General features: G+C 35.4%; 14 protein-coding genes. 10 read left to right on the plus strand and 4 right to left on the minus strand.

Annotated elements, in window-relative coordinates; genetic code table 11:
- Window positions 1–98: 98 nt before the first annotated feature.
- The 4 genes from J3U37_RS05985 to J3U37_RS06000 form a co-directional block, all read right to left on the minus strand.
- Window positions 99–791 carry an L-ribulose-5-phosphate 4-epimerase gene (locus J3U37_RS05985; protein WP_267373809.1) on the minus strand — a complete coding sequence of 231 codons (693 nt, stop codon included), beginning with the start codon at window positions 789–791 and terminating at the stop codon, window positions 99–101.
- Between the two features lie 84 nt (window positions 792–875).
- Window positions 876–2273: a sugar porter family MFS transporter gene (locus J3U37_RS05990; protein WP_267373833.1), complete on the minus strand. Its 1398-nt coding sequence runs from the start codon at window positions 2271–2273 to the stop codon at window positions 876–878.
- A 101-nt stretch (window positions 2274–2374) separates the two neighbouring features.
- Window positions 2375–3883 carry an L-arabinose isomerase gene (gene araA, locus J3U37_RS05995; RefSeq protein ID WP_267373811.1) on the minus strand — a complete coding sequence of 503 codons (1509 nt, stop codon included), beginning with the start codon at window positions 3881–3883 and terminating at the stop codon, window positions 2375–2377.
- Between the two features lie 41 nt (window positions 3884–3924).
- Window positions 3925–5586, minus strand: coding sequence for a ribulokinase (locus tag J3U37_RS06000; RefSeq protein ID WP_267373813.1), 1662 nt, complete (start codon window positions 5584–5586; stop codon window positions 3925–3927).
- A gap of 206 nt (window positions 5587–5792) precedes the next feature.
- Between J3U37_RS06000 and araC the strand changes: the two genes are divergently transcribed.
- From araC to J3U37_RS06050, 10 genes are all read left to right on the plus strand, one after another.
- Window positions 5793–6716 carry an arabinose operon transcriptional regulator AraC gene (gene araC / locus J3U37_RS06005; protein WP_220219091.1) on the plus strand — a complete coding sequence of 308 codons (924 nt, stop codon included), beginning with the start codon at window positions 5793–5795 and terminating at the stop codon, window positions 6714–6716.
- 753 nt (window positions 6717–7469) lie between these two features.
- The gene (gene tssB, locus J3U37_RS06010; RefSeq protein WP_220219092.1) at window positions 7470–7970 is read left to right on the plus strand and encodes a type VI secretion system contractile sheath small subunit; all 501 of its coding nucleotides are present in this window, start codon (window positions 7470–7472) and stop codon (window positions 7968–7970) included.
- 72 nt (window positions 7971–8042) lie between these two features.
- Window positions 8043–9572 (plus strand): type VI secretion system contractile sheath large subunit, encoded by a 1530-nt coding sequence (gene tssC, locus J3U37_RS06015; protein ID WP_267373815.1) that lies wholly within the window; start codon window positions 8043–8045, stop codon window positions 9570–9572.
- A gap of 48 nt (window positions 9573–9620) precedes the next feature.
- Window positions 9621–10973 (plus strand): type VI secretion system baseplate subunit TssK, encoded by a 1353-nt coding sequence (gene tssK / locus J3U37_RS06020; protein ID WP_220219094.1) that lies wholly within the window; start codon window positions 9621–9623, stop codon window positions 10971–10973.
- 9 nt (window positions 10974–10982) lie between these two features.
- On the plus strand, window positions 10983–11648 hold the full coding sequence (tssL, locus tag J3U37_RS06025) for a type VI secretion system protein TssL, short form (RefSeq protein ID WP_220219095.1): 666 nt from the start codon (window positions 10983–10985) through the stop codon (window positions 11646–11648).
- A 158-nt stretch (window positions 11649–11806) separates the two neighbouring features.
- The gene (locus tag J3U37_RS06030; protein ID WP_267373818.1) at window positions 11807–13420 is read left to right on the plus strand and encodes an OmpA family protein; all 1614 of its coding nucleotides are present in this window, start codon (window positions 11807–11809) and stop codon (window positions 13418–13420) included.
- A 36-nt stretch (window positions 13421–13456) separates the two neighbouring features.
- Window positions 13457–13945: an Hcp family type VI secretion system effector gene (locus J3U37_RS06035; RefSeq protein WP_220219097.1), complete on the plus strand. Its 489-nt coding sequence runs from the start codon at window positions 13457–13459 to the stop codon at window positions 13943–13945.
- Between the two features lie 80 nt (window positions 13946–14025).
- Window positions 14026–16857, plus strand: coding sequence for a type VI secretion system ATPase TssH (tssH, locus tag J3U37_RS06040; protein WP_267373821.1), 2832 nt, complete (start codon window positions 14026–14028; stop codon window positions 16855–16857).
- Between the two features lie 420 nt (window positions 16858–17277).
- Window positions 17278–17544, plus strand: coding sequence for a PAAR domain-containing protein (locus J3U37_RS06045; RefSeq protein WP_220219099.1), 267 nt, complete (start codon window positions 17278–17280; stop codon window positions 17542–17544).
- A gap of 4 nt (window positions 17545–17548) precedes the next feature.
- Window positions 17549–18670 (plus strand): hypothetical protein, encoded by a 1122-nt coding sequence (locus J3U37_RS06050; protein WP_267373823.1) that lies wholly within the window; start codon window positions 17549–17551, stop codon window positions 18668–18670.
- Window positions 18671–18684: the final 14 nt, after the last annotated feature.

Consider the following 18684-nt stretch of genomic DNA (forward strand, 5'->3'; position numbering starts at 1 on the left):
ATTTTGCTTTAAAAATTGAAAATAGTGGTTAACGTTTTAATTTAAGGTTATTTAAATTGCATTAATTTTCAGTATCAAATCAATGGAAATGACATTGTTTATCCTTGACCATAATAGGCATTTTTTCCATGCTTGCGGTAATAGTGTTTATTTAATAATTCTGTTTGTATTTTAATACCGATATTGAGATTTCGGGTAGCTAATGCCATTGTTGCGACTTCCTCAAGTACTACGGCGTTGTGTACTGCGTCATGTGCAGTAATGCCCCAAGCAAAAGGGCCGTGCCCCATAACTAGCACACCTGGAATTGCCATTGGCTCTAATGAACGTTTGGCAAATTCTTCAATAATTACTTTGCCCGTATTGAGTTCATAATCTATTGCGATTTCGGTTGGGCTTAACGCTCTTGTACAAGGAATATCACCATAAAAATAGTCAGCATGTGTTGTTCCTAATGCTGGAATATCTAAACCAGCTTGCGACCAGATAGTTGCATAACGTGAATGCGTGTGAATGACTCCGCCTATCTGCTCAAAAGCTCTATAAAGTGCTAGATGTGTGTTGGTATCACTTGAAGGATTTAGCCGGCCTTCTATTTTGTTTCCGTTCAGATCGACGATAACAATATCATCTTCGTTCAGTTGTTCATAAGCAACGCCTGAAGGTTTAATGGCAATCACGCCTTTTTGCCTGTCAATTTCTGATACATTGCCCCATGTAAAGGTGACAAGTTGATAATGCGGCAATAATAAGTTGGCAGCTAGTACCCGTTGTTTTAATGACGTAAACATATAAAATCCTATTAATAAAGAAGGAATTGAATAATAAGTAAGGACAATTTAATTTAAATTGTCCTTCAATTAGCCTTTATTTGTTTATTTATCAACACCAATATGGCGTAGTTTTTTTCCTGATATTAGGTTTTTTTCGATATGTTCTAACGAAATATTTTTAGTTTCAGGCACAAACAAGATAACAACAAAAATGAATAAGATATTCATGGCGGTGTACAGCCAAAATGTTTGTGCTACACCAATGTGATTTAATAAAGTGAGAAAAGTTGCGCCAATAATCATATTGGATATCCAGTTGGTTGTGGTGGAACAAGTTACACCAAAATCACGGCTTTTTAATGGCTGAATTTCTGAACAAAGGATCCATACCACAGGTGCAGCACTCATGGCATATCCTCCTATACACATAATAGCCATACCGACAGCAGCATAAGATGTGATTGAGGATGTGTTTCCGTTTTCAATTAATTGCAGGCAAATACCAAGTATTAGTGTTCCTATTGCAATAATACCAAATCCAACTTTTAAAATAGGTTTTCGTCCTAATTTATCGACGGTAAAAATTGCAATAAAGGTGGCTAATACAAAAGTGAGTCCAACAATTATGGTTGCAACCATTTGTTGCTCCGTTGTTTGAAAACCAGCAAGACTAAAAATTTCCGGTGCATAATACATAATAATGTTCATGCCGGTAAATTGTTGCATTGCTTGCAGTGCCATACCAAGGTAAACCGTGCGGCGGACATTTTTATTTGCTTTGAAAAGAGTCCATCCTTCTTGTTTCTCTTTTAAACTGTCGGTAATATCATCAAATTCTTGTTGAATTTTGTTTGGATCGTTCCGAATTAATCGAAGAACTTGTTGGGTTTCCTTTAATCGACCTTTGGAAGCTAGCCAACGAGGGCTATTAGGAAGGAAAATGACTACCAAAAATAAAATAATTGCTGGTATAGCGATAATACCAAGCATCATTCGCCAGTTTCCGGTGAAACTGAAATAGGTATCAGATAAGAAAGCTAATAAAATACCAATTGTTACTAATAATTGATATGCAGCTATCATTTTTCCCCTGATTGTTTCTGGTGCCATTTCAGAAAGATATAATGGTGCCGTATACGAAGCTATTCCAACAGCAAACCCTAAGATCACCCGCCAAACGAGCAGGACTTCGACATTCGGCGCTAAAGCCGAGCCAAAACAGCTGACAATAAAAAATAAAGCGCCCGCTAGCAAACTATATTTTCTTCCTAGATAAAAAGATAACCAACCATTTGATATGGCACCTAAGGCTGCGCCTAACATCATGGAACTAACCACCCATTCCTGAAGTTGTGTGGTAAGTTGGAATTGGATGGTGATAAACGGTAAAGCACCGGCAATTACGCCAATATCTAAACCAAATAATAATCCAGCCATGGCAGCTGAAAAACCGATTAAAAATGTCATTTTTTTTGCGGAACTGTTTGCCTTTTTATCCATTGGTATAGGTGTATTGATATCCATCTATTTACCCCTTATTTATATCTATTTTAAAAATTATCGGTTATAACTTCTTTAATTTTATGTACCAAATCAGAATGTTATGCATTAGTATTACCATAGGCGATTTCATTCCAGCGCAGTTCATTTCTGAAATTACACATTTCTGTGTTTTCATCAATCACAAGTAATTCAATATTGTGCAGTTGCGCATAGAGTCTAAAATAATCCATTGATAATGCTTGGGTATAAACTGAGTGGTGAGCTCCGCCGGCAAGAATCCACGCTTCGGCTGAAATATCTAATGAAGGTAGTGGTTTCCATACTGTACAAGCTACAGGCAAGTTGGGTAATGGGTACGGTTGTTTAATGGTTTGTAATGTATTAGTTATCAGTCTGAAACGATTACCAATATCGATCAAACTTGCATTGATAGCGTAGCCGGGTTTGGATGCAAAAATAAGGCGTGCTGGATCGGCTTTATTACCAATCCCTAACGGTTGAATATCCAATAATGGTTTAACTTCATCATCAGTGATAGACGGGCAAACTTCCAACATGTGTGAACCGATAACCAGTTCATTGCCTTTGGTGAAATCATAAGTATAATCTTCCATGAAAGCCGTTCCACCAGACAAACCTTTTGCCATTACTTTCATTGTTCGAAGTAATGCGGCTGTTTTCCAGTCACCTTCTGCGGCAAATCCATAACCTTTTTCCATTAACCGTTGGACGGCAAGACCGGGCAATTGTGCTAAACCATATAAATCTTCAAATGTAGTGGTAAATGCTGAATAATTGCCTTGTTCAAGAAACGTTTTGATACCTAATTCAATTTTTGCTGCTTCAATTAAATTTTGTCTTTTTGGACCATTAACTTGAGCAACAGGGCTAATTTGGTAAAGTGTTTCATATTCCTCAATTAATTGGGCAATATCACTATTATTGATTGAATTAATTACCGAAACCAGATCGCCCACTGCATGTGTATTGACTGAGTAGCCAAATTTTATTTGTGCCGATACTTTATTGCCTTCGGTTACTGCAACTTCTCGCATATTGTCGCCAAATCGCACCACTTTCATTGTTTTTTCTTCATGTATGGCTACACAAACTCTCATCCATTTTGCAATTTTTTCATGTACCTCCTTGTCCTTCCAATAACCTGTGACAATGGAATGAGCTAAACGCATACGAGACCCAATAAAACCAAATTCACGCCCACCATGTGCAGTTTGATTAAGATTCATAAAATCCATATCCATTGAATCCCATGGTACTAGTTCATTAAACTGCGTATGAAGTTGTAGCAATGGTTTTTGTAACTGGGTTAATCCATTAATCCACATTTTTGCGGGAGAAAAGGTATGTAACCATGTGATTAAACCGACACAATTTTGCGAATAATTAACTTCTTGGCATAAGCGATATATTTCATCCGGTTTAGTGGCTAGCGGTTTAAGAACTATTCTTACTGGTAGATTGGCTTCTTTATTGAAATACTCTGATACTAATTGGATATTTTTTTTGATTTGCTCAAGTGATTCCGGGCCATATAAATGTTGACTTCCAGCGACAAACCAAATTTCTGCTTCTTCATAAACAAACATATTTCACTCCTTTAAATTTAATTGATAGTTTGGGTGCAAATCTAAACGTGGTAATTAGGTTCGCAAGAGGTAGACCAAGTTAGATACTTGCCATACAGCTGCTGGTATTTGGCGGCTCTTTCGGCATTTGGAATAAACGTTGTTTCGATCTTACTGGACATTATTTTTTGAGCGGTTGGAATGTCGGGATAAATATTGGCTGAAACGGCTGCAAAAATTGCTGCACCTAATGCACAGCATTGTTCTGATTTGACAACTTTTAATTGACGATTCATAACATCAGCACAAACTTGCATAATAACAGAGGATTTTTTGGCTATTCCACCTAATGTAACAATATTATTCACAGGGACTTGTTGTTCAATAAAACATTCCATAATTGCTTTAGCACCAAATGCAGTTGATAAAATCAAACCACCAAAAAGTGTTAAAGCATCGGTTGCAATCGTTAAATTGGAGATAACTCCTTTGAGCCGTTGATTAGCAAATGGAGTTCTTCGTCCATTAAACCAATCAAGGATTATTGGGATATTGTCTAAATTAGGGTTTTGAGACCATTGCGTGGCTAGCTGGTTCAATAATGTTTGTTTTAATTGATCAACTTCATATTGTATTTCGGGTAATTGTTTGGTTAATTGGTTAAGCGGCCAACCTAGTAATGTTTGATACCAAGCATACATATCACCAAAAGCTGATTGGCCAGCCTCTAATCCAATATAATTAGGCATTACGCTACCATCAACTTGACCACAAATACCTTTGATTGAACGATCTTTAATGACTTCTTTTTCTGCCAGTAATATATCGCATGTTGAAGTGCCAATTACTTTTACTAAAGTATAAGGCTCAGCACCTGCACCAACCGCACCCATATGGCAGTCAAAAGCGCCTCCGGCAATAACAACTGATGTCGGCAATCCTAGTTTGTCTGCCCAGTGTGATGTGATGACTCCCACTTGCTTATCGGCAGTATAGGTCTCTTTAAACAATGGATAAGGCAGTACATTGACAAGTGAAGGGTCAAGCTTTTCAAAAAATTCATACGGCGGTAAGCCATTCCATTGTTCACTCCAAAAACATTTATGGCCGGCTGCGCATCGCCCGCGTTTAATTTTATTGGGCGCTGTCGTTCCGGATAATAAAGCTGGGATCCAATCACATAATTCAATCCATGATGCAGTTGAATTTTTCACGGCATTATCATGGCGGAAAATATGCATGATTTTCGCCCAAAACCATTCAGAAGAATATACACCACCACAATATTCTAAATACTGAGAATAGTCGGACGTTGCGCATAGCTGATTAATTTCTTCTGCCTCGTTCACTGAGGTATGATCTTTCCATAATACAAACATGGCATTAGGATTATTGGTAAACTCTGGTTTCAGGGCTAGTACATCACCATTATCATCAATTGGGGCGGGAGTTGATCCTGTCGAGTCAACACCAATAGCAACTACATTGTTAGCATAAGTGTCAAGTTGTTTGACTACAGATTGAATTGATAGGGTCATTGATTCAATATAATCAAGTGGGTGATGCCTGAATTGATTCTTTTTCGGATCACAAAATTCACCTTTTGCCCAACGTGAGTAATACACAACTTCTGTTGCTAATTCTTGACCATTTTGACAATCAACCGCTAAAGCCCTGACTGAATCGCTGCCAAAATCTAATCCAATTGCTATTTTTTTATTCATCCGATACCACCTCAAAAACAAATTAAATGGAACTTTTACGGAAGAATAATTAATTTAAGTTTTATCCAGTAGGTTATTTATTGCTATAAATATAGACGATTCTGTCTAGGTATTTTGTTTTGTGATAGAGATCTCACTATTGCTACTATTCAAAAAGAATTTTTATGTAAAAATAAAAAAATCTTAGAAAAATAGGGCGGTAAAAGATGAATACTTTTCAACAAAATGATCCTCTGCTTCCAGGCTATTCATTTAATGTTCATCTTGTATCGGGATTAACACCTATTGAAAAAGCAGGGAAATTTGATTTTTTTATTGATCGCCCAAAGGGATTAAATGGTTATATAATCAATCTAACTTACGCAGGGCAGGGAACTATTTATCGTAATCAGGAATTTTTTAATTGTCATCCCGGTGATTTTGTCCTATTTCCACCAAAAGAGCCTCACCTATATGGACGTAAAGACGATGAAAATAATTGGTTTCACTTCTGGATCTATTTTAGACCAAGATCAACATGGAAATATTTGTTAACTTGGGAAAATCGATTAGAAAATACAGGTTTTTATCGCCCTAGCATTAAAGTTAAAGAAGAGCTGGAGCAATTATTTATTAAAATTGTCGAAGTGGGACAATCCACGATTATTTATTCTGAAAATTTAGCTATGAGTATGCTTGAGCAATTTTTAATAAGGCGTGCTCAAGAAAGTTCAGATACGTTTGCACTAAGTATTGATAATCGTGTATTGCAAGTGTGTAACTATCTGATTGATACTCTGGATCAAAATAAATTTTTGTTAGATAACGTTGCCGATAAAGTTTGTTTGTCAACATCGAGAATTGCACATATTTTTAAAGATCAGATGGGCATGTCGATTGGTGAATGGCGACAAGAACAAAGAATAAGTCGTGCAAAGATTTTATTACAAACAACACAAATGAATATTGCTGAAATAGGGCTCTGTTGTGGTTTTGAAGATCAACTCTATTTTTCTCGTATTTTCAAAAAAAGAATTGGTCTTAGCCCACAAAAATATCGCTATAGTACACAAGAGCAAAATAAAAGGAAGATTGAAAATATCAATTCCCTTTATTTATTTGATAAAAAAAGTCACTTTATAGAGAGCTGATATTTTTTGGAACGTTTTGATGATTTTTCATTGTATAACCAGCTTAAAACAACAAATAAATCAACAAATAAAACAATTTAAATCAACTGTAATTTAATTATTATCATTTGTCTTTTAACCAACTATCGGTTTCATATTTATTTGAGTTGCCAACGTTTTATTATCGTTGATATCTGGATAACGTGTTATCAATTGTATTAAACGATACTTTTTTAAGCGCTAAAATTTACAGAGTAACCCGTTTTTATGATGAAATTTTGCATTTTTAATTGTAAATTTTATTTAAATTCTTTAACAATCGGTGAAAATTTGTGCGCTTGTATGGTTTCTGTTTGTAGATATAAATGCATTTTTTGTGTTCTTAATTTTTTTGATAAAAAAATACATGACATAGGTTACCATTATTGTGTATTTTTTAGCAGTTGATAAATGGTGCTTTCCAAAAAAATTTTATCGTTAATTTATCCTAATATTTCTTATTGATTTATATACAAAATTATATAATTAATAATTTTTTAATCCTTTAAATTAATTTAATTTTTACTAAAGGTTTTTTTATTCATTTTTAACTTAATTAGAAAAATGAGGTAATGTGCTTATAGTTTCTATTAAGTTCTCCTAATTTCTAAAAAAGCGTTAATTAGTTATCCGGCTTAAGTTTGTAATTTAAACTTTAATCGTGTAATTTATTTTCTACTTAAGGTTGTTTATTGATCATCCTTAAAAAAAGGAAATGGAAATTCAGGAGAAGTTATGTCAAACAGTTTTCAAAACGAAGTCCCTGCTGCTCGTGTTAATATTAGTTTAGATTTACATACTGGCGGTGCGAAAAAGAAAGTCGAATTACCCCTCAAAATTTTATCTATTGGCGATTATGGTCGTGGCAAGGATAAACGCCCTCTTTCAGAAAAAGAAAAGGTATCTATTAACAAAAATAATTTCAATGCAGTTCTTAAAGATTTTAATCCGCAAGCCAAAATTAGTGTTCGTAACACACTTGCAGATGATGGCAGTGAATTTAATGTTGATTTATCTTTTGAAGATATGAAAGATTTTTCCCCCGAACAAGTTGCTAAAAAAATACCACAACTCCGTTCTTTACTTGCAATGCGTAACCTTTTAAGAGATTTAAAATCAAACTTATTAGATAACGCTACTTTCCGTTATGAGCTTGAAAAAATAGTGAAAAACGAACAATTAACTGATGAGCTTCGAGCTGAGTTAGAGTCAATTGTATCTGAAAGTGAAAAGTAGAAATTCAATAAATTAAAACTTTATTTTTTGGACAAAATATAAAGTTTTGGTAGCAATTAAGAGAATAGAGTTATGAACATTAAAAAGCAAGACAGCACAACTAAAACTGTTGTACATGAGAATGGCAGTGTTTACCAATCTTTGTTTGATAAAATCAATTTAAATCCAATTGAAAAAGCTGGTGAAATTGATAAGTTTGAAGATAACGAAGTACTATTTGAATCTTCGCAAGATGAACGTGTTACAATGGCGATCAATATTTTACTTAAAATGATCCAAAGTTCATCGCAAAAAATTGAGAAGCTAGATAAACATTTATTAGATTATCATATTAGCCAAATAGACCAAAAATTAAGCCGTCAACTTGATGAGATTATGCATCACGAAACATTCCAGGAGATCGAAGGTACTTGGCGTGGGCTTAAATTCTTAGTTGATCGTACTGATTTTCGTCGTAATGTAAAAATTGAATTATTAGACGTCTCAAAAGAAGAACTACGACAAGATTTTGAAGATGCACCGGAAATAATTCAAACTGGTTTCTATCGACATACCTATATCCAAGAATATGATACACCGGGTGGTGAGCCAATTGGTGTAACGATTTCAAATTATGAATTTGATCGTAACCCACAAGATATCGCCTTGTTACGTAATGTTTCCAAAGTAGCGGCCGCTGCGCACATGCCATTTATTAGCTCTGTTGGTCCTAAATTCTTTGGTAAAGAAACCATGGAAGAGGTCGCAGCAATCAAGGATATTGCTAATTATTTTGACCGTGCTGAATACACTAAATGGAATAGTTTCCGTGAAACTGATGATTCTCGTTATATCGGATTAACTTTGCCAAGAGTTCTTGCGCGTTTACCATATGGTCCAGATACCATTCCTGTCCGTAGTTTTAATTATATTGAAAATGTTAAAGGTTTAGATCATAACCGGTATTTATGGGCTAATGCATCTTATGCTTTTGCAGCTAATATGGCGAAAAGTTTCATTCGTAATGGTTGGTGTGTTCAAATCAGAGGACCTCAAGCTGGCGGATTGGTTGAAGACTTACCTATTCACCTTTATGATTTAGGTACCGGTAATCAAGTTAAAATTCCAACCGAAGTGCTTATTCCGGAAACACGTGAGTTTGAATTTGCTAATTTAGGATTTATTCCATTATCATTCTATAAAAATAGAGATTATGCATGTTTCTTCTCGGCAAACTCAACGCAAAAACCGGCTCTTTATGACACAAAAGAAGCAACTGCTAACAGTCGTATTAACGCCCGTTTGCCTTATATCTTCTTGTTATCACGTATTGCGCATTATCTGAAAGTTATTCAGCGTGAAAATATTGGTGCAACAAAAGATCGTCGTTTGCTTGAACTTGAATTGAATAAATGGGTAAGCAATTTAGTGACTGAAATGACAGATCCTAGTGATGAAGTACAAGCTTCTCATCCATTAAAAGAAGCTAACGTTATTGTAGAAGATATTGAAGATAATCCAGGATTCTTCCGCGTTAAAACCTTCTTAATTCCTCATTTCCAAATTGAAGGAATGGATATTAATTTATCAATGGTATCTCAGATGCCAAAAGCTAAAGCATAAGTGTTTTAGCCTGATTTCATTAATATCTAATAAGGAGTGTTAGACCTGATGAAACTATTTCGTCCATTATGGAACGAAGGCGTCTTTTTGACGCCTCAACAATTCCAGCAGCAAACGTTGTGGCAACAATTCTCTTTACAAAAATTAGCTACTTTAGCCGTAGCTAATCCTTGGGGGATTGAAAGTCTTACAATTGATACTTATGCGCTTTCTGTAGATAGGTTGCAAGCTGAATCAATCAATATTCGTTTTCCTGATGGTGTTGTTATCAATACGGATGTTGCTGATAAATTACCTGAGGCCAGAATATTAAATATCGATGTTCCGCCGGAGCTTGATGAAGTAACCGTTTTTATCGGTATTCCACTTTTGCAAGCCAATGGTGGGAACTGTTTACAAGAAAACCAGCGTCTTGAAAGACCACTTCGTTTTCGGCAAGAATGGGTTGAAGTTCCAGATTTGCTTGGCCAAAATGTCCAAAGTATTGCTGTCGAGCACTATGCGTTAACATTCTTATTTGATTTTGAAAATCAGAGTGATTATTTAACTTGTCCTGTTGCTCGTTTAAAACGTGATCTTAATGGGCGATTTGTGCTTGATTTAGAATACCTTCCACCATCGCTAAATTTATTTACGCAAAGTGGTACTCTTGTCAAAGAGTTAGAACTTTTATGTATTCAAATGCAAGCAAAACGTCACCATTTAATGGGAATGCGACATGAACGTAATCAGCAAATTGCAGAATTTGCTACTGCAGATGTGTCTTTGTTTTGGCTTTTAAATGCGTTAAATACTTATGAACCTCAGATTAGATTTTTTCGGGATAATCCATCAGTTCATCCTGAAAAGCTATACCAAACACTAACTGCGCTTACTGGTGCATTGTTGACATTTTCATTACTCAATGATGTTGATGGTATTCCTGCATACCAACATAACAATCTTAATGAAGTTTTCCCTCCTTTGTTTGGGCTAGTACGTAACTTGCTTGAAGAGAGCTTGCCGTCTCGAGTCGTTAAAATTGAATTAGTTCATGATAAAGATACCTTGTGGACAGGACAATTAAATGATTCTCGGCTTGTTGAGGAAGCTGACTTTTATTTATCAGTTCGCTCGAGTATGCCTGGGCACCAATTACAATCAAGATTTCCAATCTTGTGTAAAGCAGGTGCGCCAGATGATGTCAGACAAATTATTCATTCTGCATTATCAGGAATACCAATTAAAGCATTAAGTCATGTACCTGCTGCAATACCAGTACGTTTAGACAATCAATATTTTGCATTAGATCTTTCACATGAAGCAGCAAAAAATATGTTGACTGCCCGTTGTTGTGAATTTTATGTGCCAAGAGCAATGCCTGATATTTCATTAGAGCTGTTTGCAGTTTTACGATCATAGGGACGAATTATGAGTATAGAATCTAACCCAATTAATATTGATCAGCTACTACGTGATTCGATTTTGGTTGTAGTTCAGTTAAAAGCTAAAGCTGATATTCCCTCAGGTCATAAATTGTATGAGCTTTGTAAACAGCAAGTTTTGAACGTTCAAGAGCAGTTACATAATGCGCAATACTCTCAAGATGTCATTGATGACATTTGTTATGCTTTATGTGCCTTATTGGATGAAACAGTGCTACTTTGCCATCGTGATAACCCCAAAAATCAAGATTATGATGAGTGGTTAGGATCGCCGTTGCAAGTTATTTATTTTAATACTCATAATGCAGGTTATGATCTGTTTGAAAAAATACGTTCCAGACTTAAGGCTGATAAAAAAGCAGAGTTAGTGTTGGCTTGTTTTGATAGAGTTTTAGGGCTAGGTTTTCAAGGTTGTTATCTGGATAAACCGCAAATGGAACGAGAACATCTAATTTTAGCTTTACGTGAATCATTACGTGAATACGAACCAGATCAATCTTATCCAATTATAGAACAGCCGAAAACGTATCGTTATCAAGGTCGTAAAGCCATTTTGTTAGCATGTACCGCCTTGTCAGTTATGGCTGTTATTGGACTTTACTTTGTGTTGGATAATCAACTCGATAAATTAGTTAAGCAACTTGTTGGTTAGAAAGGTTTATTATGAGCGATTACCCAAAGTATATTCAAATAATATATGCATTAGTCTTAAGCCTATTGTTATTATTCGTTTTTTTGCCAATTACAATAGGTTGGAAGATATTAGGTTCAATTATAGTTTTCGCTATTGCAGGTGGATGTTTTTGGCAGATGCTTCGTTATCGGCGTGTGTTAGCGGCCTCTACGGCAAATATTCAATTTTTAACGGAAAAACTTGATTTATTACCTGCAAGACAACGTTATCGTTTACCCATTTTGTTAGTGACTGGTAGTGCAGCAAAAGATTTTTTTCCTGAAGATTTAACATTAGCTCAATCAAATGTCTTAGTCTCTTCGGAAGCAGTTTGGATATATGTTGATGAGTTCTCACATTTACCAATAGTCTATGATTCATTGATTGCTAAATGGCCTGACATGTTAGGTCGTGTCGGGGTATTTTTGGCATTAAATCCTGAAATAGAAGATAAACAAGGTTTATTTGTTGCAAAATTGCAAGCATTTCGGCAGTCTTGGGTTGATACTTGTCGTATAGCAAAATATCAATTACCTGTTTATTTATCGGTACATATTGGGCTAAATGACCTGATTTATGATGAGTATAATCCTTTACCGGTTTACTGGTTTCAGTCAGTTAATCAAAAGTTATATTTACTCGATCGTTATTTATCACCAATTAATAATTGGGTTAATGATATCAAGATCCCAAGTGATGAAAGGGAAAGGCGCTTACGACTTCGTCCATTTCTCAATGAAACTCAATCATGGTTTGAAACTAATGTTTTAACGACGTTAATTAGTGACAAACAACCGATTGCCAAATGTGTGCCATCAGGAGTGGTGATTTACCCAACGAATAAAACGCTTATAAATGAAAATATAATGGAAAAACTATGGGAAAGTGCGACTACCTTATCACTTCCTAATACTCACACTATTCAAGGCGGTATTACTCCACCAGATAGTTTGATTAAGTTTATGCCAATAGCGTATCCATTTTCTCATATGTGTTCAATGGTTTGTGGTTTAATCATGATTACTTCACTGTTTATCATGGGCTGTTTAGGCGCTTCATTTTGTAATAATGTTAAGTTTATTAGTCAAATCCAGAATGATATTCATCACTATCGTTTAATTCCAATGAATAGCTATGAAGAAAAACGACAAGCATTGGATGTATTAAAAAACGATAAATCATTATTAAATGAATATTTTACGCAAGGAGAACCTATCCGTTTAGGAATGGGGTTATACCGTGGTTCACAACTTGTGGAGCCTTTAAATATATCAATGAGTGACTATGTGGCAAAACCACCAGAACCTGAGAAAGTAATAGTCGAAAAAACGGAAGTTATCTTCAAAGAGCCACCTCCGTCCATTCGTCTTGATAGTTTAGCTTTGTTTGAAAGTGGACAAGCAAATTTAAAAACGGGATCTGAAAAAGTATTAATTAATGCTTTAGTTGATATCAAAAAACAGATGAATACCAATCCGGAAACAGGCTGGCTAATTATCATTGCAGGTCATACCGATTCGGTCGGTGATGAGTTAAAAAATGAACAATTATCATTTAATCGTGCAATGTCGGTACGTGATTGGATTTTAAAAGCCAGTGACTTACCGGAGACCTGTTTTGCCATTCAAGGGCATGGAGCCAAAAAACCTTTAGTGAGTAACGACACGCTAGAGGGTCGTGCTAAAAATCGAAGGGTAGAAATTAATTTAGTTCCTCAATCGTCAAATTGTATTTGGTCGAGAGAAAACTAAATATGTAAAGCAAAAACAACAAAAAGGAGACAAACAATGGCTGTTCCAGCTTATATGTTTTTAAAGGATGATGGCGGTGCTGAAATCAAAGGTTCTGTAACCGTTGTTGGGCGCGAGGGTAGTGTTGAAGTGGTTGAGTTTGACCACCGAGTATACATCCCTACAGATGGTAATACAGGTAAATTAACAGGTACACGTGTACATAAAGCACTTGAATTTGTTAAAGAAGTTGATGCTTCATCGCCTTACCTTTACAAAGCCGTTACTACCGGTCAAAACTTACAATCAGTTGAGATCAAGTGGTACAAAATTAACGATGCGGGTCAAGAAGTTGAGTATTTCAATACTTTAATGGATGGCGTTAAAGTTGTTTCTGTTAAACCAGAAATGCACAACATCAAAGATCCAACAAAAGAGCAATACAATCACCTTGAGCGTATTGAACTTCGTTATGAAAAAATTACCTGGACTTATAAAGATGGCAACATCATTCACTCAGACAGCTGGGTAGAAAGCCGAGGTTAATTTAATTAACACAGCCCTTATTAGCCATTAATAGGGGCTGTCATAATAATACTAATAATGTAATTAGAAAAGGACTGCAAATGATTACTGATCCCTCTATCTTATTGAGACGACTAAATTCTTATTGTGCAAAATCTTTAGAAGCGGCTGCTGGATTATGCCAAACAAGAGCTCATACAGAAGTTACACTTGAACATTGGTTATTGAAATTATTAGAGCAGGGTTCAGGCGATATAACAATCATAGCTAGACATTATCAACTTGATATGGATAAAGTCTGGTCTGGATTACTTAAATATCTGGATTTCTTACCACATACAATCGATTCCAAACCTAGTTTATCATCATCATTAATAGCGGTAATTCAATCAGCATGGCTGAAGGCATCATTAGAAGATCAAGAAGAGATGATCCGTTCTGTCCATATTTTACAAGCTTTAGTTGAAATGCCACACTGTCTTAAAGCTCAAGATGCATGGCAATTATTGAGTTTACCAGCTGTTTCATTAAAAAAAATTCGTTCGAAATTAGATACGGTATCTGATGAAAACCCACTATATCAATACAACTATTATTCAGATTCAACCTCAACATCTGCTGAAACTTTAGATATTAATACACAAGTTAATAAAGAAACAGCAATGAACAGAAATGAAAAATCTGGATCATTCGAAAATACAACAAATAGTGACAAACCGAATACACAGGCAAATCATCATAAAGCTGCCCTTGAGCGCTTTACAGAAAATGTAACTGAAAAAGCCAAAGCCGGAAAAATTGACCCAGTTTTTGGTCGTGATAGTGAAATCAGACAAATGGTAGACATATTATCACGTCGCCGTAAAAATAATCCAATTTTAGTTGGTGAACCAGGTGTGGGTAAAACAGCTCTTGTGGAAGGATTAGCACTTCGTATAGCTGAAGGAAACATCCCCAAAAATCTTGAAAATGTAAGCATACTAACGCTTGATTTAGGTTTACTACAGGCTGGTGCAGGCGTTAAAGGTGAATTTGAACAGAGATTAAAAAATGTGATTGATGCAGTACAACAATCACCAACTCCGGTACTCCTTTTTATCGATGAAGCACATACTATTATTGGCGCAGGTAATTCAGCCGGGGGAGCAGATGCTGCTAATTTATTAAAGCCAGCATTAGCAAGGGGTGAATTACGCACTATCGCAGCCACAACTTGGTCTGAATACAAACAATATTTTGAAAAAGATGCTGCATTAGAACGCCGATTTCAAATGGTTAAAGTGGATGAACCGGATGATGAAAAAGCATCCCTTATGTTACGTGGCTTGAAATCAAGATACGCTAAGCATCATGGCGTGCATATTTTAGATGAAGCAGTGAAAACGGCCGTTTCGCTATCTCGTCGATATATTAGTGGCCGCCAATTGCCGGATAAAGCAGTCGATTTACTCGACACTGCATCTGCTCGTGTTCGCATGGGGCTTGATACTATCCCTGAATCGATCACTGAACTCGAAGCTAAAATTGCCTCACTTAACATAGAAAAACAAGCTATCGAAGCAGATTTTGCGCTAGGTGAAAAAATATCAGATGAACGTTTAAATGAAATAGCGTTGCAGTTAACCCAATTGACAGATCTTTTGAATAACAAACAGCAGCAATTTGAAAAAGAGAAAAAAATAGTTGAAAAATTAATAGCATTGAGACAAAAACTTACCAATAAATCTGATAAAAAAGTACTTAGTCAATTAAGTGATATGCAAAAAGAATTGTCAGATCTACAAGGTAACATGCCTTTACTATCACTTGACGTTGACAGTCGGGTGGTCTCTGCTGTTATTTCTGACTGGACTGGTGTACCTTTAGAAAGTTTATTAAAAGATGAACAAAGCCACTTGCTTTCTCTCGAGGAAGATTTAGGAAAACGAGTTGTAGGCCAAGATAATGCACTTTTTGAAATCGCTAAACGAATTCGTGCAGCAAAAACAGGACTAACTTCAGAAGATGCTCCTATGGGCGTATTTTTATTAGTTGGTCCTTCAGGTGTTGGTAAAACAGAAACGGCATTAGCACTTGCTGATACTTTATTTGGTGGAGAACAATCAATTGTAACGATTAATATGTCGGAATATCAGGAGTCACATACTGTATCACAGCTTAAGGGGTCACCACCAGGATATGTAGGATATGGACAGGGAGGTGTGTTAACCGAAGCTGTTCGCAAAAGACCTTATAGTGTTGTATTACTGGATGAAGTGGAAAAAGCACATCGTGATGTTCTTAATTTATTTTATCAAGTATTCGACCGTGGGTTTATGCGTGATGGTGAAGGACGTGAAATTGATTTCCGTAATACTTTGATATTAATGACCTCTAATTTGGGTAGTGATGAACTAATGGCGCTTTTTGATGAAATGCCAGATGCAGATACAGCTACTCAGCAAGAACTATTACGCCCAATTATACGAGAACATTTCCAACCTGCGTTATTAGCTCGTTTTCAAACTGTGATTTATACGCCACTAGGTCAACAAGCTCTACGTAAAATTGTTGAAATGAAACTCAATAAAGTTGCTAGCCGATTACAAAAACATTACAAGATAGTGTTTGAAGTAGGTGAAAAATTATATGACACATTAGTGTCGGCTTGTCTTTTACCTGACACTGGTGCTAGAAATATTGATAGCATATTAAATCAGCAAATTTTACCTGTGGTTTCAAATTTACTTTTACAAAGAAGTAATAGCACAGATAGTGAAGTACCAAAACTAATACTCGATTTTAACGAGTCAGAAGGTATTGTGCTTGAGTGGGCGAATGAACAAAGTAAGGCTGAGATTAAAAAAAATAAGTCTCAAAAAGCGACAAAGGTGAAGGCTCAATCAACAGAAAAAACAAATAAAAAAAGTAAACCAGTTAAAAAGGATAAATAAAATATAAAGATAAATACCTTTTAAGGAATAAAAGGGGGACATAACATGGAAAATGAGTTAACTGATCTCATGATATTTGTTAGTAAAGACTAATTAGCTAACAGTTTAGGTTAGCTAAAGTTGCTCAACTTTTCTGGCGGATGATGAGGTTAGTTTTCTCATAGTTATTTGTCCATTTTAATGGTGATTAACAACAAAGCTAAACTAAGAATATAACTAGGCTATTTGACTGTTTTATTCGAAGTGAACTTGTTATAAATCATTTTAGATAAATTGCTTTATTTATGTTTGATCTTCAGATTTAACATACTTTAGCAAGGTAATGATTAAAAAAGATTATCAGTTTTAATACTATTTTAATGAATCTAAAATCTTTAATTCAAAAAGCGGAAAATAACCTAGAATCATAAAGGAATATAAATGGGTAGAAACGTCGTACGATTGGGTGATCCAACAACACATGGAGGTAGGGTGATTTCTGTATCGTCAAAAACGAATATAGAAGGTAAGTTAGTAGCGCTATTAGGGGATTTAGTCAGTTGCCCTTTACCCGGTCATGGTGTAAACCCAATTATTGAAGCTTCCACTTATACATTCTCAGACGGTAAACCCGTTGTTATGGATCAATGTGCCTGTGCTTGTGGCTGCAAGGTTATTGCAACAACCACTACATCGGAGATTGATTAAAATTATGTCTTGGCCTAAACCAAATACTCTAAATATTATAAAACCACCGGTAAAGTTAAACCGTGGAAGGTGGTTTCTTTTCTTTATTGTATTATTTATTATTACTTGTTTAATTCTTGCTGCAATTTGGCCAAGTAAAAATTTTCACTCTCAGTGGATGTATTGGGCGGTGGCAACATTTATACCAACTTTAATCGGTGGTTCCGCTTTTGGCATACGATTATATCTTTATGGATTATCTCAAGAAGAATATGAAATATGGCAACAAGAACAGCAAAAGGTCGATCAAAACTGGCAAAAATGGGCAATGCAGTCATTAGTTGTTCTCGATAGTTATTACTCCATACCAACACATATAACTAGTATGGAAATCTATAGTAATGCATCGAATATAGACTCTCAAGTTAATAAGTCACTAGAGTTTGAAGGGGATGTAAAAGCCGAAAGATACATTGAGGATCTTTTTTTCGCGATAAAAGATACACTAATTCAATTACCTTCGACAGAAGAGCTGGACATTAAAGTTTTGTCTTCACCAGATAGTTTTAGCTATATAGATCAAGCTATTAGTCATGCCTATAAAAATGCCCAAATATCGTTAGGTTATAATCTATCTCATCAGATTTTGCAAAATACAAATATAGAAAATTTAATTGAAAATATTGATTCATCTCAGCCAGGAGTCCAATTAATTATCATTAATAACGCTAAATCAAATGGTTCAGCGTTTGTTGCTGCTTTTTTGTTGACCAACAAAACTTATTATCAAGAGCTAAACATTAGTTTTGCGAAAAGTGAAATTTTAAGACCGATGATATCGAATGATTTGACCACTGATTTAAAACAGATGGTTGATATGCAATGTGCATTAGAAGAGATCAATCAGCTTTGGTTCACAAACATCGACAGTAAGGAAAAAGTTAATATTATAAAACAGTTAGCTGATTATCAGATTGTTCCTGAACATCTATATATGCTTGAGATTTTTGTTGGAAATCAAACCGAACTTTCTTATTGGCTTGCATTGGCATTAGCCTGTGAAATGATAACGATAACTAATCAAAATAACTTAATTGCTTCGCAAAGTATGAATCAAAAGTTACTTTCAGTAGTCAAGGGAATGTAAAAAAGGGAAATGGA

Source organism: Gilliamella sp. B3172 (assembly GCF_026536465.1).
In the GTDB taxonomy this organism is placed as follows: domain Bacteria; phylum Pseudomonadota; class Gammaproteobacteria; order Enterobacterales; family Orbaceae; genus Gilliamella.

What these genes read in the sequence shown, in the direction of transcription:
- J3U37_RS05985 (WP_267373809.1), bottom strand. Translation starts at nt 791, where the DNA reads ATGTTTACGTCATTAAAACAACGGGTACTAGCTGCCAACTTATTATTG.
- J3U37_RS05990 (WP_267373833.1), bottom strand. Translation starts at nt 2,273, where the DNA reads ATGGATAAAAAGGCAAACAGTTCCGCAAAAAAAATGACATTTTTAATC.
- araA (WP_267373811.1), bottom strand. Translation starts at nt 3,883, where the DNA reads ATGTTTGTTTATGAAGAAGCAGAAATTTGGTTTGTCGCTGGAAGTCAA.
- J3U37_RS06000 (WP_267373813.1), bottom strand. Translation starts at nt 5,586, where the DNA reads ATGAATAAAAAAATAGCAATTGGATTAGATTTTGGCAGCGATTCAGTC.
- araC (WP_220219091.1), top strand. Translation starts at nt 5,793, where the DNA reads ATGAATACTTTTCAACAAAATGATCCTCTGCTTCCAGGCTATTCATTT.
- tssB (WP_220219092.1), top strand. Translation starts at nt 7,470, where the DNA reads ATGTCAAACAGTTTTCAAAACGAAGTCCCTGCTGCTCGTGTTAATATT.
- tssC (WP_267373815.1), top strand. Translation starts at nt 8,043, where the DNA reads ATGAACATTAAAAAGCAAGACAGCACAACTAAAACTGTTGTACATGAG.
- tssK (WP_220219094.1), top strand. Translation starts at nt 9,621, where the DNA reads ATGAAACTATTTCGTCCATTATGGAACGAAGGCGTCTTTTTGACGCCT.
- tssL (WP_220219095.1), top strand. Translation starts at nt 10,983, where the DNA reads ATGAGTATAGAATCTAACCCAATTAATATTGATCAGCTACTACGTGAT.
- J3U37_RS06030 (WP_267373818.1), top strand. Translation starts at nt 11,807, where the DNA reads ATGCTTCGTTATCGGCGTGTGTTAGCGGCCTCTACGGCAAATATTCAA.
- J3U37_RS06035 (WP_220219097.1), top strand. Translation starts at nt 13,457, where the DNA reads ATGGCTGTTCCAGCTTATATGTTTTTAAAGGATGATGGCGGTGCTGAA.
- tssH (WP_267373821.1), top strand. Translation starts at nt 14,026, where the DNA reads ATGATTACTGATCCCTCTATCTTATTGAGACGACTAAATTCTTATTGT.
- J3U37_RS06045 (WP_220219099.1), top strand. Translation starts at nt 17,278, where the DNA reads ATGGGTAGAAACGTCGTACGATTGGGTGATCCAACAACACATGGAGGT.
- J3U37_RS06050 (WP_267373823.1), top strand. Translation starts at nt 17,549, where the DNA reads ATGTCTTGGCCTAAACCAAATACTCTAAATATTATAAAACCACCGGTA.